The sequence below is a fragment of the Natronobacterium haloterrestre genome, from assembly GCF_900112205.1.
Classification (GTDB): domain Archaea; phylum Halobacteriota; class Halobacteria; order Halobacteriales; family Natrialbaceae; genus Natronobacterium; species Natronobacterium haloterrestre.
On sequence record NZ_FOKW01000015.1, the window covers coordinates 13,272 to 35,639 of the forward strand.

General features: G+C 63.9%; 19 protein-coding genes and 1 pseudogene. 9 read left to right on the top strand and 11 right to left on the bottom strand.

The features are described 5' to 3' along the window. Window positions 1-180 precede the first annotated feature (180 nt). Window positions 181-738, top strand: coding sequence for a DoxX family protein (locus BM113_RS20175; protein ID WP_089789783.1), 558 nt, complete (start codon window positions 181-183; stop codon window positions 736-738). Between the two features lie 8 nt (window positions 739-746). Continuing rightward, window positions 747-935, top strand: a pseudogene (locus tag BM113_RS22960) (RNA-guided endonuclease TnpB family protein); the annotation flags it as partial. 250 nt (window positions 936-1,185) lie between these two features. On the opposite strand, the gene BM113_RS20185 reads toward BM113_RS22960, so the two are convergent. Next, window positions 1,186-1,839, bottom strand: coding sequence for a ribonuclease HI family protein (locus BM113_RS20185; protein ID WP_089789784.1), 654 nt, complete (start codon window positions 1,837-1,839; stop codon window positions 1,186-1,188). 301 nt (window positions 1,840-2,140) lie between these two features. Continuing rightward, window positions 2,141-3,394, bottom strand: coding sequence for a heme-copper oxidase family protein (locus tag BM113_RS20190; protein WP_089789785.1), 1,254 nt, complete (start codon window positions 3,392-3,394; stop codon window positions 2,141-2,143). A gap of 139 nt (window positions 3,395-3,533) precedes the next feature. Here BM113_RS20190 and BM113_RS20195 point away from each other — a divergent pair, with 139 nt between their 5' ends. Beyond that, window positions 3,534-4,178 carry a helix-turn-helix domain-containing protein gene (locus tag BM113_RS20195; protein ID WP_089789786.1) on the top strand — a complete coding sequence of 215 codons (645 nt, stop codon included), beginning with the start codon at window positions 3,534-3,536 and terminating at the stop codon, window positions 4,176-4,178. Window positions 4,179-4,421: 243 nt separating this feature from the next. Here the strand turns inward: BM113_RS20195 and BM113_RS20200 are convergent, their stop codons facing one another. From BM113_RS20200 to BM113_RS20230, 6 genes are all read right to left on the bottom strand, one after another. Continuing rightward, the gene (locus BM113_RS20200) at window positions 4,422-4,940 is read right to left on the bottom strand and encodes a hypothetical protein (RefSeq protein WP_245758130.1); all 519 of its coding nucleotides are present in this window, start codon (window positions 4,938-4,940) and stop codon (window positions 4,422-4,424) included. A gap of 764 nt (window positions 4,941-5,704) precedes the next feature. Further along, on the bottom strand, window positions 5,705-6,367 hold the full coding sequence (locus tag BM113_RS20210; RefSeq protein ID WP_089789788.1) for a helix-turn-helix domain-containing protein: 663 nt from the start codon (window positions 6,365-6,367) through the stop codon (window positions 5,705-5,707). 93 nt (window positions 6,368-6,460) lie between these two features. Further along, window positions 6,461-6,724, bottom strand: a complete 264-nt coding sequence (locus BM113_RS20215) for a DUF7521 family protein (protein ID WP_089789789.1) — start codon at window positions 6,722-6,724, stop codon at window positions 6,461-6,463. Continuing rightward, complete coding sequence (locus BM113_RS20220; RefSeq protein WP_089789790.1) at window positions 6,724-7,083, bottom strand: ArsR/SmtB family transcription factor; 360 nt, start codon at window positions 7,081-7,083, stop codon at window positions 6,724-6,726. The genes BM113_RS20215 and BM113_RS20220 overlap by 1 nt, the downstream gene beginning before the upstream one ends. Window positions 7,084-7,551: 468 nt before the next feature. Beyond that, a complete protein-coding gene (locus tag BM113_RS20225; RefSeq protein WP_089789791.1) occupies window positions 7,552-8,043 on the bottom strand; it encodes a hypothetical protein in 492 nt (163 codons plus the stop codon). Further along, the gene (locus BM113_RS20230; RefSeq protein ID WP_089789792.1) at window positions 8,040-8,588 is read right to left on the bottom strand and encodes a hypothetical protein; all 549 of its coding nucleotides are present in this window, start codon (window positions 8,586-8,588) and stop codon (window positions 8,040-8,042) included. Before BM113_RS20230 ends, BM113_RS20225 begins: the two co-directional genes overlap by 4 nt. A gap of 110 nt (window positions 8,589-8,698) precedes the next feature. On the opposite strand from BM113_RS20230, the gene BM113_RS20235 reads away from it, so the two are divergent. Then, the gene (locus tag BM113_RS20235; protein WP_089789793.1) at window positions 8,699-9,424 is read left to right on the top strand and encodes a DsbA family protein; all 726 of its coding nucleotides are present in this window, start codon (window positions 8,699-8,701) and stop codon (window positions 9,422-9,424) included. 39 nt (window positions 9,425-9,463) lie between these two features. On the opposite strand, the gene BM113_RS20240 is transcribed toward BM113_RS20235, so the two are convergent. Then, the gene (locus BM113_RS20240; protein ID WP_089789794.1) at window positions 9,464-11,083 is read right to left on the bottom strand and encodes a multicopper oxidase family protein; all 1,620 of its coding nucleotides are present in this window, start codon (window positions 11,081-11,083) and stop codon (window positions 9,464-9,466) included. Window positions 11,084-11,200: 117 nt separating this feature from the next. Next, window positions 11,201-11,761: a class I SAM-dependent methyltransferase gene (locus BM113_RS20245; RefSeq protein WP_089789795.1), complete on the bottom strand. Its 561-nt coding sequence runs from the start codon at window positions 11,759-11,761 to the stop codon at window positions 11,201-11,203. Between the two features lie 533 nt (window positions 11,762-12,294). Between BM113_RS20245 and BM113_RS20255 the strand changes: the two genes are divergently transcribed. Next, window positions 12,295-13,410 (top strand): aminotransferase class V-fold PLP-dependent enzyme, encoded by a 1,116-nt coding sequence (locus tag BM113_RS20255; RefSeq protein ID WP_089789797.1) that lies wholly within the window; start codon window positions 12,295-12,297, stop codon window positions 13,408-13,410. 316 nt (window positions 13,411-13,726) lie between these two features. Here the strand turns inward: BM113_RS20255 and BM113_RS20260 are convergent, their stop codons facing one another. Beyond that, window positions 13,727-15,676, bottom strand: a complete 1,950-nt coding sequence (locus BM113_RS20260; protein WP_089789844.1) for a bacterio-opsin activator domain-containing protein — start codon at window positions 15,674-15,676, stop codon at window positions 13,727-13,729. A gap of 357 nt (window positions 15,677-16,033) precedes the next feature. Between BM113_RS20260 and BM113_RS20265 the strand changes: the two genes are divergently transcribed. The 4 genes from BM113_RS20265 to BM113_RS20280 are packed head-to-tail and all read left to right on the top strand — an operon-like array spanning window position 16,034 to window position 22,359. Then, entirely contained in the window at window positions 16,034-17,116 is a 1,083-nt protein-coding gene (locus BM113_RS20265) for a 4Fe-4S dicluster domain-containing protein (RefSeq protein ID WP_089789798.1), read from the top strand. Between the two features lie 5 nt (window positions 17,117-17,121). Continuing rightward, on the top strand, window positions 17,122-18,381 hold the full coding sequence (nrfD, locus tag BM113_RS20270) for an NrfD/PsrC family molybdoenzyme membrane anchor subunit (RefSeq protein WP_089789799.1): 1,260 nt from the start codon (window positions 17,122-17,124) through the stop codon (window positions 18,379-18,381). Continuing rightward, on the top strand, window positions 18,374-21,679 hold the full coding sequence (locus tag BM113_RS20275; RefSeq protein WP_089789800.1) for a molybdopterin-dependent oxidoreductase: 3,306 nt from the start codon (window positions 18,374-18,376) through the stop codon (window positions 21,677-21,679). Before nrfD ends, BM113_RS20275 begins: the two co-directional genes overlap by 8 nt. Next, the gene (locus BM113_RS20280; protein ID WP_089789801.1) at window positions 21,676-22,359 is read left to right on the top strand and encodes a molecular chaperone TorD family protein; all 684 of its coding nucleotides are present in this window, start codon (window positions 21,676-21,678) and stop codon (window positions 22,357-22,359) included. Before BM113_RS20275 ends, BM113_RS20280 begins: the two co-directional genes overlap by 4 nt. Window positions 22,360-22,368: the final 9 nt, after the last annotated feature.

Consider the following 22,368-nt stretch of genomic DNA (forward strand, 5'->3'; position numbering starts at 1 on the left):
CTGACCTCCCGCATGACGTGGATGACGTGGTTGGAGTCAAACGAACGCATCCACTCCGCCGGCTGGTGAACGGACGTGGGATGTCACCTGAGTAGTCATTCCCCCAGTCACCCATTAAATAAAGGGTGTTCGATCATCTCCGTTCGGCCCGTCTCTTCAAATACAAGAGGTCACCCGATCATGTCCACTACCACTCGAAACAAGCTCGAAAGCCGGTACGGAGGAATCATACTCGAAGGACGACCCCACGCGCTGAGCGCGTGGTTCGTCGTAGCGCTGCGGTTCGTAATGGGCGGAATGATCCTGTTTGCGGGCCTGGGGAAGGTCCTGGACTGGCCGTTCGACGCCAGCGGCTTTCTGGTCCACGGCGTCGACCCGGCAAGTCCCGTCAGCGGTCTCTACGCCGCGATGGCGGCCAACCCCGCGCTGATGGAGGTCATCAACGTCGTCGTGCCCGCAACGCAGCTGTTGATCGGCGTCGCGCTGATCGCCGGCGCGTTCGTCCGCCTGGCAGCCCTGGGCGGGGCCATGCAGATGGTCCTGTTCTACCTCGGCGGCTGGGAAGGTGAGTGGCTCGCGCTGTTCGACTCGACGCTGATCTACGCCGTCGCGTTCCTCGCGCTCGGCGCCTTCGCAGCGGGCCGCATCGCCGGTCTCGACCGCTACATCGAAGGAATCAACGTCGGCGGCCAACCGCTCCTCGAGCGGTTCCCCAGGCTCCGGTACGTCCTGGGCTAATCGGATCGGCCTTCGACCGTCAGCAGTGTGGGTGTGAGAACCACGCCGACTACGACGCTTCCGAGAACATCGGTTTGCAGTATCTCCGTCGCAGGCAAAACGCGGGTGATGGAGACGCACCCGTAGATGTGCGCTCGAATCGCGGGAGGCTGAACGTGAGCGGGGAGCACCCACCCCCTGCCCCGACCGAAGCATAGAACGGGAGTCCACGCGAAAGCCCCGTGGCGTACGGAAATCGAAGATTTCCGTGATGAAGCGGGGCTCCGCGTCTCGTATCACTCGGCCCTGAGGGGATCTACAGCCACTGCAGGATCGTTCGGTAGCTATTCGCCTCTCGTCTCAGTGTTCCGTCGTACGCCACCGGACCCGACCATAACATAGTAGCACCCTGGACGGTCGTGAACCAACTCGAGACAGTCGTTGACCGGCCTGTCGGTAGTTGGTCGACTATTCCGGTCCGAAGGCCGCGATATCGGCCCCCACTGTCGCCAGTGCGTCGGCAGGGTTCGGGTCGCTGTCGGCCAGATGCGTGTACTCGTGTTCCGGGACGTTCGACAGTGCTGCTGTGACGGCCTCGCTGTACGTCTCGACGCCCGATTCCGTCGGGTCGTTGCCACCCCAGACGTCCCGGATAACCGTCATCGAGTCGATGCGCACCTCCAGTCTGTGTGGCTCGTAGCGGGCCAACAGTTCGGCGAGTCCGAGGTGGAGGGCGACGTATTCGGCGGTGTTGTTCCCCGTCCGGGCGCCGACGGGTCGACCGAGACGGGCGAGTTGAGTCTCCGCAGCGTCCATGATGACGGCACCCGCACCTGCGGGTCCGGGGTTACCGCGTGAACTGCCGTCGACGTAGAGGACGAATGCGTCGCTCGTCGGCTCGGAGACGGGTGGCCGCGTGAGTCCCGATTCCAGGAGGCTCTCGAGCGCGTGACGCAACTCGTCGGGGGTCGTCTCGGGGGCGAACAGACCGCCGTAGCCGGGGACGGCGTCGTCGATGGCGTCGGTGGCGGGGGCCATCTCGTAACCGACGCCCGCGAGCACCTCGTCGACGAGCGTGGCGAGCGGGGAGAGGTGTTCGGCCGGGAGGCGTTCGTCGGTCATGCCGCGTGATCCGTCCGGCTTCGGTTCCGGACTCTCTCCTCACGTTCGGACGCTCTCGGTAGCTGGTCGCACCACTGCATACCGGTCCTCGGAGGTCGAGCGGGATAATCCCTTCACGTGGTCAACTGTCGCAGTCACTGCGATTCCCTCGAGGGATTGTTGTTTTCAGCTACGGGTCGCGTTCGTTCGACGTCTCGACAGACGCCTCCCTTACGGACGAGCGTTTCATACCGCCTCTATTATGGAGAGAATATGCTATTGCATGGTCAAATATTGGAGTCACGGCTCTCCTACGCCTGGCTTACTCCGAGAGGATCCCTGAAGAACCTGCAGTGGAAGTAGATGACGTAGTCAGTGCCGTCCAGAGATCGACGGCGAAGAACCCCCAGGCGACGGCGACGAGGAGGTAGCCGACGAGTGACAGCGAGTCGACGGTGCCTCCGATCGGGAGTATCGCGGTCAGCCAGAGCGCCAGCATCCCGAGGTTCACGCTTGCGATCTGTAGCCAGGATGGAGTTCCGACGGTCTCGCTCGCCGCAGTCGTCCGGGCGGCGAATCCCGCGCCATCGCTTTTTGTGCCGACCGCGACGATGGGGAGGAACGCCATGGCTAGCTGTAGCATCCATCCGAACACGAGGCCGTCGATCGCCGCGATTTCGATCGCCGTGGCGGGGACAGTCTCCGGAAAGAGCAGTACGAGCGGCGCCCACGGAACGGGGAACGCCAGCCAGAGGTACGCTCCGAGGAGAAGGGCGAATCGCTCCGGCTGGGCCCGTTCGCCCACGCGGTACGTGCCGATGACGTTCGCTAACAGCGCCGCCGTCCCGACGACGTATACGACGAGCCCAAGCATCGTGAGTTCGTGGCGCGCCAGCCACGGTCCCGCGACGAGGCCACCGGCGCCGGCCGTGATCCCCCAGTAGGTGACGCGTCGGAGGCGCGGATACCGCAGGTCGGCTCCGAACAGCCGAGGAACCACCGTGAAGAGAGCGCCCGCCGCGACGAGAGCGAGGAACCCCCAGACGTTTGCGTGAACGTGGGCCTCGATCGTCCCGAAGTAGCCGCCCGGTCCGTGAACGTTCAGCAACATCCCGAACGCAGCGAGGATGCCGACGACCAGGAACCACGGTGCAGTCCGGAAGTAGGACGGTCCGTCGACGGCGGGGTCTTTCGATCGATACACCGTCGCCAGTAGTCCAGCGAGTGCGCCGAGGACGAGGGAGGCACCGACGACCGCGACGATGGTAGTACCGGTCGCCATCCCGATCAAGATGAGCGGATAGCCGGCGTTCAGCGAGAGCCACTGGAGCCACCGGTTGCGGACCGTCGCGTTCGTCGTGTCCTCGCGCCGGGAACCGGCTAGCGCCGGGAGCACACCGAACAAGGCCTGAGTCATCCCGCCGATGGTTACGAAGTGGATCGTCAACCACCGAAGCCGCGGCAACACGTCGATCACACCGGCTTCGACGCCGAGCGTTCCAACGGTAGCGAACAGCCCAACCACGAGGTATAACCCAGCCATGACGAGAAACGGATCGTTCCGCGTTCGAAGCATCGTAGTGAACACCTGCCTGTCGGTACTCGCCTGTCCCGGGTAGCGGTTTGCCCGAACCGGTCGGCACCGGTCTAACATCTCAGGGCATTGCTGACATGTTAGGAAGAAGTTCAAGGCGGTGACGACGCCACTATCCGATATGCCGCGAGCACAACTGTCGGTCTCGCTGCCCGAGGACGTCTGGATACACGAGGTGTCGACCGCACACGCGGAGGCAGGGTTCGAAGTCGTGACGGCGCTGGCCGGGGAGGACGCCGGGATCGCCCTGGTTCGGGTCACGGCCGACGATCTGGTCTCCATCCTCGGGACGATCGACGCCCAGTCCGACGTCGTCTCGCTCGACCTGCTCTGGACACAGGGTGGGACGGGGCTCGTACAGGTCGAGGCGACGAGTCCGTCGCTGCTCTTGCCGCTGTGGCAGGCCGGGATCCCGATCGAGATGCCGTTCAGTATCGACGACGGGACGGCAACGTGGGAGTTGACGACGTCATCGGACCGGCTGTCGGAACTCGGCGAATACCTCGACGAAGCGGCCGTCGAGTACGACCTCGAGTTCGTCGCGGAGATCGGCTCTCCGGCTGCGAATCGACTGCTGACCGAGCGCCAGCGGGAGGTACTAACCGTCGCGATCGAGGAAGGCTACTACGCGGTACCGCGCGAAGCGTCGCTCACGCAGGTCGCAGAGACGCTTGGCGTCTCCAAAGCGACCTGCAGCGACGTCCTCCACCGCGCCGAGAGCGGGATCGTCAACTGGTTCGCAGAAGAGCATCTCGCACAGAGCTAACCGAGAGGGACTTGCGCCGTTACGTCTCTCGAGGTCGGAACACAGGAGCGGATTGACGGGGCCACTGACAGTTGCTTCAGAGCAGTTGATTGGAACAAGCGAAGTCGATTTGCCGTATGCCGTCTCCGTGTTCAACGCGTCACTTCTGACCGTGACTCAGTAGTTCGGTCACGAACTCCGTCAGACGTCACCAGCGGGCTGTCGACGAGGCCGCTCGCTCGTCTGGTCCCGTTGTTTAGTGTGCTATCGGTTACTCTCACTGTCGCTTGCCTCCACGTCAGCCGTGTATGCGTCGTTCACTGCGTTCTCCACACGTGATTTGATGCCCCGAAGCATTCCACGGGTCATTACGAACGTAACTGGATCGAGAACCAACTGGCTGGTGAAGGTCGCTGCGGGATTCTGTGGCAGGCGGATTCGAGCCCTGACGATGAGTCGTGTTTCAGTCGGACCGACGGGAGCGAGTACGAACGCCCAGACCCACCAGGGAGGCTGATCAGGGGTTTGAAGCACGAGCGATTTCTCGGGGGCCATCGAAGCCACCTCGAGTTTCGTCTCGGGGAACCGGTCGGCACGAGCCAGTCGTACCGTATCACCGACCGCGAGGTCCTGGTAGCTGGGGATGATTTCGTCGGCATTATGGATGTCGAATCCGAGCAGATTCTCCGCCCACGTGTAACTGTAGAACCCACCGCGCTCCTGACCGAGTTGCAGCAACCACGGCCACACGTCACCAGGCGGTGCATCGATACCGATACTCATCGTCGATTCGCCATCCGGTTCGGGAAGTAAATCGTCTCCCGGGAGTTGTCGCGTGGTTTCCCCCGGAGTCGCGCCCCAGGTCATCATCCGTGGTCTGAGGCCGACCCAGTACAGGGCCCCGATGACGCCGGCACCTACGGCCTGACGAACCCGGCGTTTGACCGTGCGCGTTTGGTCCGGATCCATATCAGAGGACGTGCTTCGACGTAGAAGGTGTTGTCATCCTGTTCACCCGTTTTCGATATACGGTAGGAAAAGGCATAAACAAGAGTGCTAGCCACCAATCGAATCCTATCATCATCCCATCACACAGGACCCATCTATTATCGTGTGCTTCTGGGATACTCCGGCCAAAGGGATGAGTCGATTTCCCACCCGGGGATGCGATCGAGATCGAAAACTCAGATCACGCGGTCCGCACTCCCGACACGGGTTTACCGTTCATCACGTATGGGGGCCTACGGCCCGAAGGCCCTGAAGGAAGTCAATTTGAGATCGCCTCGAATTTCGATGCTCCACACCGACAACCGTCTTTTTTCCCGATCGGTTGGACAGTGCTATCGGGAAGAACCCACGCGGAGTAAACCGCACCACACTCACAACACCTCCCAGCCACTTTCTGCCGGTTACCGGTCGTCTTCTCACTGGTTTCGCGTGCTCGTTGGTCCCCTGGCATATACGTATGAACGGCTACCTTGCGCAAGAGATGATGGGTTGTATTGACCACCTCGAGTCGATGCTACGGAAATTCCGCTGCCAGTAATTCACTCGTCGTCCGGGTGGGTGAACGTCAGGGTACTCGTGATGAGGTTCTCGTGTGCAGCGTGAAACCGCTTCGAAAGCGCCTGCTGTGAGATCCCCATCTCCTCGGCCAGGTCGCTCATCGAGACTGTCTGAGGTACTTCGTAGTACCCCTGTTTGAGCGCGGTAACCAGCGTCTCACGTTGCTTCGTCGTGAGATCGTACTGGGCACTCGCCATCGGCTGTTCCTGGTCTCGCATTCGGTTGAGTTCGAACGAGATCGCGTTCTCCTCGCAGTACGTTTGGAACTGAGAGAGGCTCTCTTGATCGTCAAACCGCATCCGAAGCTCCCAGTTTTCGTCCCTGCCGATCGCCTGCAGAATCGTCGCCCCGAGTTCGATGTAGGCATAGACGACCGATTCGATGTTTTGCGTCCACTCGGCACGATACAATCTGGCATCGTCTACTTCGTCAATGGGGGCGACGTTCGTGACCGAGTCGTCGCGTTCGAACGCCGCTTCGAACTCCGCGTGATCACCACCGCTCACCCAGAAGTACGGCATCACCTTGTCCTCCATCGTCGCTACGACCTGCTCGATCTCGACCACCATGTGCGGCGCTTCCGTAAGGGCATGATGCAGCGCAAAGTCGTCGGACTTAACCGAGAACTCCGCAACAATACTCATACAGCGAATTCGCGTCTGAGAAGGTTAAAACCGACGTCGAATCGGCTGACCGGCTGAAGCTGTGTTCCTGTAGTTCGCGGCATTCAGTGCCGGTTATCTTGTTAACGAAAAGAGAACGAGTATCATCCCGCTCGAGACGATGGCGGCCTGTACGAGCGCAGCGGACGCGATCGTCGTCCCGAACACGTGGTAGACGAGCCCCTCGCAGATCGCACCGGCGCCGATGAAGATGAATCCGCCGGAGACGTACAGCATCGGCGTCTCGCCGCTTCGGCGATAGCCATGGTACGCGAGATACGCGACGAGAAGACTCAGGATGAGCGTTGTCAGTTTGGCAAGCAGGAACGACGCTTCCATCAGTTCTCACCCCGAAGGTTGCTCCAGAGCGAGGTGAAGTTGTCCGCGAGTTCGTCTCGCGTCTCCATCGTCAGCGAGAGCTGTCCGTCCGAAATTTCGACGTGGAGCTCCTCGAGCGACGTTTCGAACTTGCTCCGGTGCGAGCCGTCGTCGTCGACCGTGTGGTGTTCCTCGATGAGGCCGTAGTCTTGCAGCTTCGATACCCGCCGATAGATCGTCGTAAGCGAGGCGTCACACTCCTCGCTGAGCGTTTTCGCGGTCTTCGGCCCGTGATCCGCGGCGAGGAGTATCTTCCGTGCGTACTCGTCCGCGAGGATTTGGAAGATTTCAGCCGAGTCCGAGGACCCTCCGTATTGCACACCATAGACCCTACCGTTCACCGGCAAATAGGTCACGATTCGCTGACTCAGCAAATCACCGCGAGCGTCTTGTATGCGGCCCCTTTGCGCCGTCGCACCGACCGAGGTACTCCACTCGTTTCGCTCCCCGGCGGTAACCAGACGGTGTCGAACCGGCCCGCCTCGAGCGCTCGAACTCGTCTCGATCGGTCGGTTCTCGGACGGACGGTCGTGTAGCGAGCGGACGGCGAGGGCCACTCTCTCGCAGCCACCCGGAAATCGAGCGCGTGCTCCGTCAGCACGGGTGAAATACCGCCCACAATCGTCCCGTTTTCGGACGCTTCGACGAAGAACTGAACGTCATCGACGTGCGTATCGCCCAGGAAGGTGGACGCGTACGGACGATCAGCTATCGTGTACCGATTTCGGTGCGTTCACTCGGTTGGCTGATGCTGTGAGAGGGGCCCGAGATTCGCGAGGTGAAACGGCTCATGCGCAGGTCGAACAGGAGCGACTGTGACGGAGATAGATCAGTCCCGCCAACAGTACTACTGAGACCGCGCCCAAGAGGGGCCGTAGCGGATCGAAGTACGTCATGAGCGCGGACGAACTGAACAGCGTGAGCAAGACGACGTTACAGATCGGACAGCCGACCGCCAGAAAGCCGCCGACGAGACCACCGAACGCGAGTCGATCCGCGCTACTCGTGTCGCCAGTCTGGCTGCCGTCGTCGCCCTCGAGTTCGGTGCTTGCCACTTCGGTCGCCAACCGCTGTGCAATGTAGACGCCCGCAAGCAGCGCAGTCAGCGTCAGGAACAGATAGTCGGTCGGCGTCCGCGGGACCATCCGAACGTAGAGCGGGTTCGGAATGAGGCCGGTCACGAGTCCGAACAGGAGGAACACGCCGACCCCGGTGGCCGTTCCCCACGCCATCGCTCGCCGATCCGACCGGATCGATCCGACGAAACCACGACCCGTCATTTCGATGCCTCCGTCGCGACCGGACATCGTTCGGGATGTCCCGCCCGGCCCAGGAAGAACAGCAGGAGGAAGAGGCCACCGATGCGAAGCACTGCGCCGTCGTAGGGAAGCGCCGCGAGGCCGCCGGCAAATCCGAGGAAGCCGAGAAGGCCGGCACCACAGCTCGCACACCCCGAGGCGAGGAGTCCGGGAACGACCCCGGAGAGATCGGCGAAGCTCGCGACACCGACGATTCGTAACTGTGCGACGGCGTTGACGACTGCGACGCCGGAAAGCAGCGAATAGAGGCCGATGATCCCGAGGCCGAACCAGCCGTCGGTGCGGTACACCGTCTCCGTCAACGAGACGAGGACGTACTCGAACCAGTGGATGCCGTCGCCGAGCATCTGGATCGAGAACTCCGGCATCGTACTCAGGAGCAACAGAACGTACGTGACAGCCGCAGCGAGGACGAGTCCGATCGTGCCCCACCACGTCTCGAACGGATACGACATTGCCGCCGAGAGGTTCGCGAGATGGTTCCCGATCGCGTTTCGCCGAGTCATCTACGCGATCGAACGACGGACGGCCGGAAAGGTCTCGCTCCGATTTGCTGGCTCGGCAAATCGGCGGTTCCGTTACGGGCGCGGACTGGGAACGTTGGGAGCGATATCAGATGTCGCTCGACCAGTCATCCCGCCGTGCCTTCCTCGCCGGCTCGGCCGTGACGGCTAGCGTCGCCGGCGCTTACTATCTCACCCGATCCGACGGGACCGGGCACGACATCTCCCCGTCGCTTCACTCGAGCGACGGGACGACCGCGCTCGGCATCGACCTGGCCGGAAAACCGATCGTCGGATCACCCGACGCGCCGCTTGAAATCTACTACTGGACGGACTTCCAGTGCCCGTTCTGCGAGCGGTTCGAACGGGAGACCTTTCCCGACCTCGTTCGGAAGCACGTCGAACCGGGCGACGTTCGCATCGTGGTAATCGCGCTCCCGTACTTCGGCGGTGACTCGATGACGGCCGCGGTCGCGAGCAGGTGTGTCTGGGATCGGCTCCGCGATGGCGACCCCGCTGCCTACTGGGACTGGCACGCGGCGGTATTTGACGAGCAGGGTGAGAAGAACTCGGGATGGGCGTCCACAGAGAACCTCCTCGAGTACACCCGCACAGTCCCCGACGTCAGCGCGGACGGCCTCGAGTCGTGTCTCGAGGACCGACGAGCGGAGTTCGAGGCCGAGGTCGAGGCCGAGGCGGAGCGGGCGACCGAACTCGGCGTCTCGGGCACGCCGACGTTCACCGTCTTCGATCCGGAGTCCGAAGCTGCCGGTTCGCTGGTCGGTGCACAGCCCATCGAACGTTTCGACGAGGCGATCGACCGTATCGAGAACGCGTGATCGGCGCCCGTCCCGTGTGGTCGCACGCTCATCCTCGGTCTATTCGTATTCGAACACGCGGGCCATCCCCCGCTCGAGATGATAGACGTTGTGACAGTGAAACAGCCAGTCGCCGGGATTGTCCGCGCGGAAGTCGAAGGTCACCCGATCGCCATGTGGCGCGACGAGTACGGTGTCCTTGACCGCGTCGCCGACTTGGAAGAAGTGGCCGTGGAGGTGCATCGGGTGGATCGCCGGACTGCGGTTCACCATCCGCACGCGGACGTGATCGCCCTCGCTGATCTCGAACGGATCGGCGTCGGGGTACGTTTCGCCGTCGATGGTCCACGCGTCGGAAGCGGCGCCGCCCATCATTCCGCCCGACAGTGTGAGATCGAACGTCCGGTCGGGCCCCCCGTCGAGATCCAGCGGGTCGAGCGCCTCGAGGTCGTCGTACTCGAGCTCCCGGCCGGCGAACCGTGGCCGCTCGCCGGTCTCGGCCTCGGAGGCGCTTTCGTACCGTAACCTCGCCTCCGCGGGCTCCTCCTCGCCGACGACAGGTTCCGCGACGATGGGCCACTCTCCGGGAGAATCCGCCTCGAGGATCGCGTCGTACCGTTCGCCCATGCTCAGAACGAACGAGTCCACGTCGACGGGGTCGACCGGTCGCCCGTCGGCGTGCGTGACGGTCAACGAGTGGCCTCCGACGCCGACCCGGTAGGTGGTAGCGCTGCTCGGATTGATGAACCGAAGCCGGACCCGCTCACCCTCCTCGACGTCGAATATCGGAGGATCGGATGGGAGACGCCCGTTGACGAGGAGGCCGTCGTACGGCGGTCGCTGACCGCGCATCTGACTGTCTGGACCCATATCGTCGCCGGGCCCTGGACCATTGCCGGGACCCATTCCGTCGCCGGGCCCTGGACCATTGCCGGGACCCATATCGTCGCCGGGCCCTGGACCATTGCCGGGACCCATTCCGCCCCCCGGACCGCGGTCCTCGTCGGATTCGTTGCCTCGACCCGGCCCCATTCCGTCGCCGGGACCGCCTCCGTTACCCGGACCCGGTCCGTCACCGCCGCCCGGCGGGGCTTCGATCGAATCGAGCGCCGGCTCTTCCCCGAGGTGATCGTCGAACTGCAGGGTATGCTCGCGGTCGTACTCGACGTGTGGTGTCTCCTCTTCGACGATCAGCGGTCCGTAGAGCCCCCTGTCGAGTTGTAACCCAACGTGGCTGTGATATACGTACGTCCCCGCCGGCGACGCTTCGTACTCGTACTCGAACGTCCCCTCCGGCGGGACGGGGTCCTGTGTGACGTTCGGGACGCCGTCCATCCGGTTCGGAACGGGAACGCCGTGCCAGTGAACCGTCGTCCCCTCGGACACCAGGTTCTCGAGTGAGACGCGGAGCGTCTCTCCCTCGCTCACGCGTAGTTCCGGCCCGGGGAGTTGCCCCTCGTACAGCCACGTCTCGTCGGTCTCGTCCGCTCCGACATCGACCGCTCCGCTCGAGGCCACCAGCGTTTCCTCCTGCGGGTCGGCCTCGTCTTCCTGTGCAGGCCGCTCGAAGCTCGTCGCTCCCGTTCCGGGTTCGATGGACAGTCCTGCGACCCCGAACAGCGCCACACTGCTGGTCCGTAACGCCTGCCGCCGTGAGACCTTGCGTCCGTTATCGGTCATCACAGAACCGCCCACGACCACCGGGAAAAATGAGGGGCATGCCAGCGCGCATTGCTCGGGAAATCCGAGGAACGTAGCATCCGGCTGGGCTGGGGACAGGTTTCGACTAGAGTTCCGTCACTCGAGCGTCCCGACCAGCAGAAATGTTTCCGGACGGACTGCTTCGTGTTCAACGGCGAAGCCGGCGTTGCGGAGCGCGTCTGCCGCCTCGTCCGGACTGTACCGTTCGTCGAGGGGCGGACCGCTTGTACCGGACCCGGTCGCTGCCCAGTCGAAAAGGACGAGTCGGCCGTCGGTCGCCAGGACGCGTCGGATCTCGGCCAGTGCTTCCTCGCTCGCGAACTCGTGGTAGGTCATCGTCGAGAACGCGGCGTCGAGTGCGTCGTCGTCGAACGGCAGGTCACTCACGTCGCTGGTCACGAGGGTGACGTTCTCCGGGACGCCCTTTTTCCGGTAGTAGTCGTGCATTGCTTCCTGTACGTCGATCGCGTGGACCGTGCTGGCGTGGGGTGCGACGTCGTCGGTGAAGAAGCCGGTCCCGCTGCCGAGGTCGGCAACGGTATCGTCAGCGGAGAGTGAAAGCGCCCACAGCAGTTCCTCTGCCGAGACGAAGCGGTATCGCTGTCCGGGCTGTTCTAGTTTGTCGGCACGCTCGGCATCGAACGTGTGATGACCCATAGCTACAGCCCCCCGAAGGCCACAGTCGCTGGTTCGCCCGTCCCTGGCACGATATCGTCCGGATCCATTCCGACAGGAGCGATAGCGGGCATCGTTCGTGCGTAGTATTGGGACGAACACAAAAACAGTTTCCGGATTCGAGAGTCCCGTTTTGCCGACTCGGAAAAACGCCCCTATACATATTTGACTCGAGTTAGTAAGGCGTGTATGGTCTCGGACTCTTCCTCTCGACGGACGCTTCTGGGTGTCGCGGGCCTTGCGAGTCTCTGCTGTGTCGGCCCTGGGGCGCTCGCCGTTACCGGCGGCACCACCGTCGGTGTACTAGCCGGGCTCGTACAGGGGCTGGTGGTATTCGCGGTTCTCGGTGTCCTCTCGATACTATTTCGGCTCCGGTCGGGCTGTTCTTCCTGTACCAAGTGACCTCCTCGACTGCGGGGAGTCGAACTCCTTCCGTCTACGCCACCGCCACCAGAATTGTATAATTACCGCAATGCTATTTGCCAAGCCGTACATTGGATAGCCACGAGAGACCGATGACTCCACTCGAACTCCGAGCCGACATCCCGGCGCTCCAGGAAGACGTCTACCTCAACTTCGGCGCTCACGGTCCGAGCCCGGAATACGTCGTCGACGCCGCCGACGAGTTTCTCCGGTCCCACGAGTACGATGTGCCGGTCGCGGCCGATCCATACGAGGAGGCGTTTTGCGCGTTCGATCACACCCGAGAGACGATCGCAGCGTTCATCGGCGCCGAACCGGACGAGGTCGCACTCACGGAGAGTACGACGGCCGGGATCAACGCCATCGCGAACGCGATCGACTGGCAGCCGGGAGACGTGGTCGTCCGAACCGATCTCGAGCATCCGGCTGGAATCCTCCCGTGGCAGCGTCTCGAACGAGCGGGTGTCGACGTCCGCGTCGTTGAGACGGAGGACGGGCGAATCGACCGCGACCGGTTCGCGGAGGCCGTCTCCGACGCGCGACTCGGCTGTTTCAGCGCAGTCACGTGGACCCACGGGACACGGCTTCCGGTATCCGAGCTGGTCGACATCGCCCACGACGCCGGCGCGTTCACGCTCGTCGACGCCGTGCAGGTACCCGGTCAGCTGTCGATGGACGTCTCGGCATGGGGGGCCGACGCAGTCGCCGCCGCCGGCCACAAGTGGCTCCTGGGACTGTGGGGAGGTGGGTTCCTCTCCGTTACCCGGACGGCCGCCGAGGAACTCGAGCCGCGGACGGTCGGCTACCGGAGCGTCGAAACGCCAACCGCCGACCCGTTCGAGTTCGCCGCTGGCGCGCGTCGGTTCGAAGTCGGGTCCGCGAATCCGGCGCCACACGTCGCTCTCGGTGAAGCGATTCAGGCGATCAGCGAAGTCGGCATCGACCGAATCGAAGACCGCGTTCATCGTCTTGCCGGTCGGCTGGTCGATGGCATCCCCGAGGCTCGACTCCTGAGTCCGTCACCGCCGGAGTCGGGTCTAGTGACGGTCGAGGTCGAGGACCCGGACGCGACTGTCCAGCGCCTGGCAACGGAGGGAATCGTCGTCCGAGCGTTACCGTCACCGAACGCGATCCGAGCCTCGGTCCACGCGGTAAACACGGCTGCTGACGTCGATCGACTGCTCGAGGAACTGGAACGAGAGTGGTAACGCCGACCGGCGGGTTCCGTGCCCACCGCTCGAACCAGTTTCACAGCCCGAAAAGTACGTGTTGACGGCCCGTAGCGACTATCCAGACGGAAGGGAACGTCGGGGTACCGGCTCGGACTGTTCGAGCACTCGAGAAAAAAGGAAGCGCTCGAGCACCCTCGAGAGGAGTGGATTACCGGCAGGTAAGCGTCGATACGATTCGAGGTTCGAATCCCCGGTTCATACTCGATGGGTGACCGTCCCTCGAGGATCTGTGAGGTGAATGCGAGTGGGGTTCGACGCGTTCTACTGGCTCGAATTTCGAGCGTCGGGGAGACTAATCCGCCTTCCCCTGGAGTGCCACCGGATAGCCGGAATCAGTCGGCCGCTCGGCGTCGAAGAACTGTTCGAATACCTTCCGTTGAGCGGCCCGGAGATGCTGCAGATACGTCGATTGGCAAACCCCCATTCTGTCGGCGAGGTCGTCGCCACTGGAGTCGCGGGGCCACTCGAAAAAACCGCCGAAATGGGCCAGTCGAAGCGCCTCGAGTTGGCGATCAGTGGTGGAGTCTTCGACCGCCGATCGGAACTGACCGGACGTTTCGGGGGTTCGATCGCGTTCGTGTTGACCCACCAGATCCGCGCCAGGGTGGCTCTCGGTGACGGCCTCGACGACGGTTCGGACGTCGGCCGTTTCGGGCAGTTCGGCGACGAGGGTAGCCGCGCTCCCGGTCTCCGGGTCCGTTCCACACTGGTCACCATCCGCAGTAAGCGACTGCACGCAGCCACCGTACTGTGCCAGTGTCGAAACGACGGCGGTCTCGTCGACGGTGAGTCGAAGCAGCGGTTCGGAATCGGCTCGAAGCCGCTGAGCCGACTCGATGCCGGAAATATCTGCTGCCCGGGCGGCGATATCACTGGTATCCGCGCCGCGAACGGTGACGAACTCGACGAGGTCACCGTCCGTACCGGTCGTCACCTGTTCGAGTTCGAGTTCGACGTCGGCCTCGAGCGCGCTGGCAAGAGCCGGGAGCGGATCGTCAGCCGGTGTGAGGTCGAACGTGAGTGCCGTGACCCGGTCGGTGACCAGCGAACGCTGGCTTTCAGCCGCGGTGATGGCATAGGCGATGGTCTCGCCGAGTTCGTCGAGTACCTCGACGTCGAGGGCATCGGTGGCGTTGTCGTCACCCGTATGCAAGACGAGCGCGCCATAGTGGGCATCCCGATACGTAATCGGGATCGCGACGGTCGCGACCGCATCGGCCGCGAGTCGACACTCACACGTGCGGGTACAGTCGGGGCGTCCCTCCTGACAGACCTGTGCGACGTGGGTCGTCTCGGTTTCCAGGGCGCGGTCGACGACCGTCTCCCGGTCATCGTCGTTGACGGCGGCGACGACGTCTTCGAGAGCGTCGTCGTCGATGCCGACGCTCGTGTTCGGTCGGACGGTGTCGGTGACGGCGTTTCTGGTGGCGAACCACGCGGATTCGTAGGGGCCTGCGCTCGCGAACTGTTCACACGAGACCGCCTCGACCTCGGCTTTCGACTCGGTACGGAGCAGTTCCTGCGTGACGTCCCGGATGATCGCGTTCGTCGTGTTCAGCAACTCGAGTCGGTCGTGCTGGTCGCGAATACGGAGTTCCCGTTCCTTGCGCTCGGTGACGTCAGCCTCGACGGCCACGAACCGCTCGACGGAGCCGTCATCGGCCGTGATCGGTGCGATCGTCGCGTCGACCCAGCACAGTTCACCGTTTCGGCGCCGGTTGACGACTTCGCCGTCCCAGACGTCGCCGTCCGTGATAGTCGACCAGAGGTCGTCGTAGAACGCGTCGTCGTGCTTGCCGGATTGCCACACCGCGGGCGTTCGACCGACCAGTTCCGACGGCGCGTACCCGGTTACCGATTCCGTGGCGGAATTCGCGTACTCGATCCGGCCGTCCGGATCCGTCAGGAAAATCGCGTGACCAGCCTGTTCGACCGCTTTCCGGAAACTTCGAAGGCGATCGTTCATCGCCTCGAGTTCCGATTTGATTCTGTCCTCTTCGTCGACGTACTGGGAGAGATAGTAGACCACCGCGACGGCGAGGCCGCTGACGACGAGCCCCGGTAGTTCGGCGAGGCCGGCGCCGCCGGTCGTTTGTAGCGTCCAGACCTGCCGTGACGTCATGAGCCCGAGCATGACCGTCAGGAACGCAAAGCGTCGATCGCCACTGCGTCGAAGGAGCAGGACGGAGTATCCCGTGCCGAGGATCCGGAGCGCGATCGACGCGATGAGGACCCCACTCATCGCGACCACCTCGAGCGGCGGCGGGGCGGTTGGCGAGCGACAGGTGGGTGCATAGATAGAGATGGCAGTCGCCAGGGGATATGTACTGATGTCGTTCCCATCGATCAGTAATATCGGTTCTGGAGGGTCGAGACGACCGTATTCCCGATACGAAGGCTCACGAAGAATGAACCGAGAGACGGCCGGTACTCCCCTACCCAACAGTATCGGTACCCGGTACAAACCGGGTATCGCCCCCCGAAATCGACCCCAAGAGTATCGGTAGAACGCTCAGTCCCCTGGGGGTCCTTTGTCTATTCGTATGAGGACCAATCGACGAGCGAACGGGAGGGAACGGCGTCTAGCCGGTGGTCGGCAATGAGCGAAAGCGAAGCTGCCGACGAGCCGATGCCGACCATTCCCGGATCGTCCGGGGACGACTCCGAAGACTCCGAAGACTTCGACGACTCCTACGACGAAATGGTCGACGTCGAGGCCACCGATCCACGGGTCGAACTCGAGAAGACGACCTACCGGACCGACCTCGGCATCGAGATGGCCGAGGACGCCCGGCGGGTGAGCCGCGGCGAACTTTCGAGCGCGGCCTACTGGGAAAAGTACGACGACGACGCAGCCACGGAGTTCGGCGACGACTACCGCGAGACACCGAATCCGGCAGTCGATCGGGACGACGGGACGATCGACGAGGAGACGGCCGAAACGCTCGGCTGTTCGGTTGGCTCGATGGCCAGCGTCGCGGCGGCGCTCGAGGCGTCGGAGAACGCGGCAGACGCGGAGAGCAAGAGCGACGGCGATGGCGACGGCGACGATCCGCGCTGGGGCATGGTCATCGACCTGCAGAAATGCGTCGGCTGTGAGTCGTGTACGGTCGCCTGCAAGGCCGAAAACCGAACGCCGCCCGGGGTCTCCTACAACGTCGTCCTCGAGCGTGAGGAAGGCGAGTATCCGAACGTCAGCCGAACGAACGTCCCGCGTCCGTGCATGCAGTGCGAGAAGCCGCCCTGTGTGCAGGTCTGTCCGGTTAGCGCGACGTACAAGATGGACAACGGGGTCGTGAACATCGATTACGACCGGTGTATCGGCTGTCGGTACTGCATGGTCGCGTGTCCCTACGACGCGCGCTACTTCGACTTCGGAGAGAACTACGACGGTGAGTTCGACGAAGGCGGCGAAGTAACCAGCCCCGAATACGGGACGGACCGCGGCCCGCGCGAAGACGGCGAGTCGCCGGTCGGCAACGTCCGGAAGTGTAACTTCTGTCACCACCGCCTCGAACGGGGCGAGGAGCCTGCGTGCGTCGAGACCTGCGTCGGTGATGCGCGGTATATGGGCGACCTCGAGGATACCGACAGCGACGTAAACGAACTGGCGTCGTCCTCCCGGGCGTTCCAGCTCAAGGAGAAGGAAGGGACCGATCCGAACGTCTACTACCTCAAGTGATCACCATGTCGACGAACACACACGAGACGACGGCGGCGATCGGTGGCCGGCGGCTTCGGTTCGCCTGGTACGTGCTGCTGGTCGCGTTGCTCGCGATCGGTGGATACGGCGGCTACCTTCGGCTCGCGGAGGGGCTCCGGGCGACGAACCTCTCGAGCACCGTCCCGTGGGGCGCGTGGGTCGCGTTCTACATCTACTTCGTCGGCCTGTCGGCCGGCGCGTTCCTCGTGAGCACGCTCTCGAACGTCTTCGAGGTCGACGGGATGCACGAGATCGAACGCGAGGCGCTGTTCGTCGCGATCGTCTCGATGATCGTCGCGCTCACGTTCGTCCTGGTCGACCTCGGCCGGATGGATCGGCTCTGGCACCCCTTCGCGTGGCGACAGCCACTGTCGGTCCTCTCCTGGGAGGTCCACGCGTACGCACTCTACATCATCGTCCTCTCCGGCGAGCTGTACTTCTCGATGCGACGCGACCTCGTCGCGAGGAGCGAAGCCGACGACGGCCTTCGGGGACGGATCGCCGGTCTACTCACGCTCGGCCGAACGGAGACGAGCGAAGAGAGCCTCGAGACCGATCGGACGTGGCTGAAACGCCTTGGAATGGTCGGGATTCCGCTCGCGATCGTCTTCGTCCACGGCGGCACCGGAAACCTGTTCGCGGTCGCCGCCGCGCGGAGCTACTGGTTCAGCGCTCTGTTCCCGGTGATCTTCATCACGTCCGCGGTCGTCAGCGGGATGGCACTGATCGCCCTGCTGTACGTGCTGCGGGCGCGCCTGGGGAGCCGAGCGCTCGATACGGATCTGTTAGAGCGCATGGCGGCACTGTTCGTCGGATTCGTCGTCCTCGACGCGTCGCTGAAGGTTCTCGAGGCGTTCGTCGGGATCTACAGTCTCCATCCCGGCCACGTGGAGTCGTGGCTGACGATCATGACCGGCGAGATGTGGTGGTCGTTCTGGGTGGTAATGGTGGGACTCGGCTGGATCGCCCCGCTGGTGCTGTTACACCGGCGCGACTGGCGTCGCCGACCGGCGTTGGTCGCCGCCGCGGGCGCGAGTGTCGTCCTCGGCGTGATCGGTACTCGCTTCAACATCGTCGTGCCGGCCCAGATCGAGCCCGCGCTCTACGGCCTGCCGACGGGCTACTACGTGCCGTCGACGCCGGAATGGCTGCTCTCGCTGGGCATCGTCGCGCTCGGCGTGCTCATCTATACGATCGGCACGGAACTGCTTCCGCTCGTTCCACGAGGTGAGATCCATGACTGATTCGAACGCAACCCACACGGACTCCAAGACAGGGACCGAACGGACGGACGAACCGACCGCCGACGGGATCGACCGTCGCGACTTCGTGAAGGCGGTCGGCGGCATCGGCGCGCTCTCGCTGTCCGGCGGTATCGCGGGCAGCGTCCTCGAGGTCGACGGCTGGTTCACCGACGACGGCCACGGTGTCGGGACCGAGTACGGCGACTACGAGGCCTCGGACGTCATCTACACGACCTGCGGACAGTGTAACACGTTCTGCCCGATCAAGGTGCGCCTGGCCGACGAGAGCGGCACTGGCGAGTACAGTTCGCTCGTACGCAAGCTCGCGGGGAACCCCTACTCGTTCCTCAACACACAGCCACACGCTCAGGTGCCCTACGAAAGCGATCCCGAAGACGTCGCGACCGGCGACCTCGAGGGGACTGGCGAGGTCGATACGAGCAAGTGGTCGCTGTCGGGCGGACGCATCTGTCTGAAGGGCCAGGCCGGGATCCAGACGGCCTTCGACACGTACCGGTTGCGGAAGCCGATGAAACGCGTGGGGCCGCGGGGCAGCGACGAGTGGAAGACCATCTCCTGGGAACAGGCGATCGAGGAGATCGTCTCCGGCGACGACGAACTCGGCCACGACGGCCTCCGTGAACTGTGGGGGTACGCCCCCGAAGACGAGGTAATGGACGACTGGGAGGCCGTCCAGACGGGTGAGATGAGCAAACAGGAGTTCGACGACCGCTACGAGGACGTCCTGATCGATACTGATCACCCTGACCTGGGACCGAAGGCCAACCAGATCGTCGACGTCGGAGGCTTCCGGCGGAACTTCATCCGGAACCGGCTCTGGCACCAGGGGCTTGGATCGGTCAACAGCATCCACCACGCCGGCGTCTGCGGTCTCTCCGGCGTTATGGGGTTCAACCGCTCCCACGCCGGCACGAAGAAACGCCAGTACCCCGACATCGAGAACTGCGAGTACCTGCTGGTCTGGGGGACCAACCCGATGGTCGCCAACAAGGGTCCCACCTGGCTCGCCCCGAAACTCACGAACGCGATCGAGGACGGGATGCGGATGGACGTCGTCGATCCCCGCCTCTCGAAGACCGCCGAGAAGGCCGACGAGTGGATCCCGGTCAAACCCGGCGCGGATGCTGCGCTCGCGCTCGGAATGGCGCGCTGGATCATCGAGCACGAACGGTACGACGAGACGTACCTCCGCAATCCCGACGAGGACGCTGCCGAAGCCGACAACGAGCCCACCTGGAGCGACGCGACTCACCTCGTGCTCGTCGACGAAGACGAGCAACCGAAGGCCCGCGTCGGGGACCTCGACGTCCCTGGCGCCGACGACGACTCGTTCGTCGTTCTCGACGCCGCGACCGGCGAACCTGCTCCCGCGAGCGAGGTCGACGAGGGCGTACTGGACGTCGATATCACGGTCGACGGACGGGCCGTCAAGAGCGTCTGGACGCTGTACCGCGAGCGCGTCTTCGAACACGACCTCGAGGAGTACGCCGAGATGGCCGGCGTCGACGTCGATCGGATCGACGAGCTCGCCGACGAGTTCACCAGTCACGGCAAGCGCGCGGCGATCATGGCCTACCGCGGCCCGGCCAAGCATACGAACGGGTTCTACGCGACGCGTGCGATCTCGACGCTGCAGCACCTCATCGGCAACTTCGACTGGAAGGGCGGACAGATCACGCCCTACGCGGGTTACGAGACGATGAGCGGCCGGTACGAACTCGGGGAGGTCCCCGACGGCCACGAACCGTGGGGGATCCCGCTGCTCCGGGGCGGCGTCAACTACGAGGAGACGTCGCTGTTCGAGCGCGACGACGGCTATCCCGCGAAACGGCCCTGGTTCCCCGTCGCACCGCCGATGGCGACCCAGGAACTCTACGCCAGCGCCGACGACGAGTACCCCTACGGGGTCGAGGCGCTGTTCATCCGGCCGTACTCGAACAACCACGTCATGTCCGCCGCCGGCGGGGACACGATCCCCGACGTGTTGCAAGACGAGGACGCAATCGGGCTGATCGTCGCCTCGGACACGGTGCTGGGTGAGACGAGCCGATACGCCGACTACGTCCTCCCCGAGCCGACCTACCTCGAGCGCTGGGAGAACTTCGGCACGTATCCGAACAAGCGCCTGGCCGACGAGAAGATCAGCCAGCCGACGATCACGGTCGTCCCCGACGCACGGCCGTTCGAGGAGGTCCTGATCGATATCTGGAAAGAGCTGGACCTGCCCGGCGTCGGCGAGGGCGCTATCTCCGACGCTGACGGCGACCTGTGGCCGCTCGACACCGCCGAAGACTTCTACGTCAAACTCGCGACCAACATCGCCTACGACCGCGACCCCGTCCCCGACGCCGACGACGAGGAACTCGAGTTGTTCGAGCACGCCCACGAGAAAGGGTTGGGTGAACACTTCGACCTCGAGGAGTGGCGCAGCGCAGTAACCGACGAAGAGTGGCCCAAGGCGGTCACCGTACTGAACCGCGGCGGTCGGTTCGAGCAACCGATCGACGACTACGCCGAAACGTTCGCCCAGCGTGGCCACGACTACGATTACGCCGGCCGGCACCCGGATACGAACGCCTACGAGGGCGATCACATGCGGTACAAACTCGCGAGCCGGGTGAACTTCTACGACGAGATTTCGCCGACCGGGAAACACGCCTACGACGGCGAGCGGTTCGATCCCCTCCCTCGAGTAGCGGACGTCGTCCACTACAACCGCGATGTCCAGGTTCCCGTGAAAACCGACGAAGAACTCGACCACGACAGGCCGCTGCAACTGACCAACTGGAAGCCCCGGACCCAGGGCATGCACCGAACGACCGGTTCGGCGTGGCTACGCGAAACTCAGCCCGAGAACCCGGTGTGGATCAACCCCGAAGACGCACGCGAGCGCGGCCTCGAAAACGGCGACCGGGTACGGATCGATGCCGGCCGGCGAACCGTCGAGGCGACCGTCCGTGTCACCGGCGGCATCCGCCCCGGCGTCGTCGGAACCGCCTGGGGATTCGGACGGCAGGGCGGCGACACGACGGACACGACGGTCGACGGCGAACATCGAGCGGGGGCTACCGACGGCTACGGGCATGCCGACCACTCGTTCGATACGCCGGGCGAGGATACGGCCGGATACGCGAAGGGACGGGACGCCGGGTTCGCCGTCAACCACGTTCAACCCCTCGACGACGAACTCGGCGACGTCGGCCTGAGCGATCCGGTCGGCGGAAGCAACGCCCAGTTCGCAGCCTACGTGGAGATCGAACCCGTGAGCGAACGATGACGCGAACCGATACGGCAACCACGAGGACGGCTGCGGTCGCCGATGCCCAGGCCGATCTGTACGGCCTGCTCGCGGCGATACTCGACGGCGAAACGGACGTCCTGGCAACAGTGATGCAGGACGGCTCGCTCGTCGACGTCACGGCGACGCTCCCCGTCGATATCGACGCTGCCCCCCTCGAGTGCAAAGAGGTGGACGAGGACGCCCTGAGGATCGCCTACGACAACTTGTTCGTCGTTCCGGGACCACAGTACGTCCCGCCGGTGGCCTCCGCACACCGTGACCAGCCTTCGGAGGCGTTCGAGTCGGATTCACCGTTCCACGACGAGGGGTCGGCAGGCGAACTGCTCGGCGACCCGGCCTCGGAGATGTCGTCGCTGTACGATCGAGCGGGCGTCCGTCCAAGCTACGGCGACTTCCCCGATCACGTCGCGGCTCAACTCGAGTTCCTCGCTGCGGTCACACGGCTAGAAGCGCAGGCCCTCGAAACGGGTACCGACGACCGCCTCGAGCGGTTCCGGACGTACCAACACGAGACGCTCGAACAGTTAGGCTGGCTCGATACGTTCCACAGGGCGGTCGCAGCTACCGACGGTCCTGACGGCGTCTTTACAGCCCTGGTCACAGTGGCACGGACCATCACGGCCTGGCACGCTCGCGACTACTCCATGGCCGAGTGAGTGCTCTCC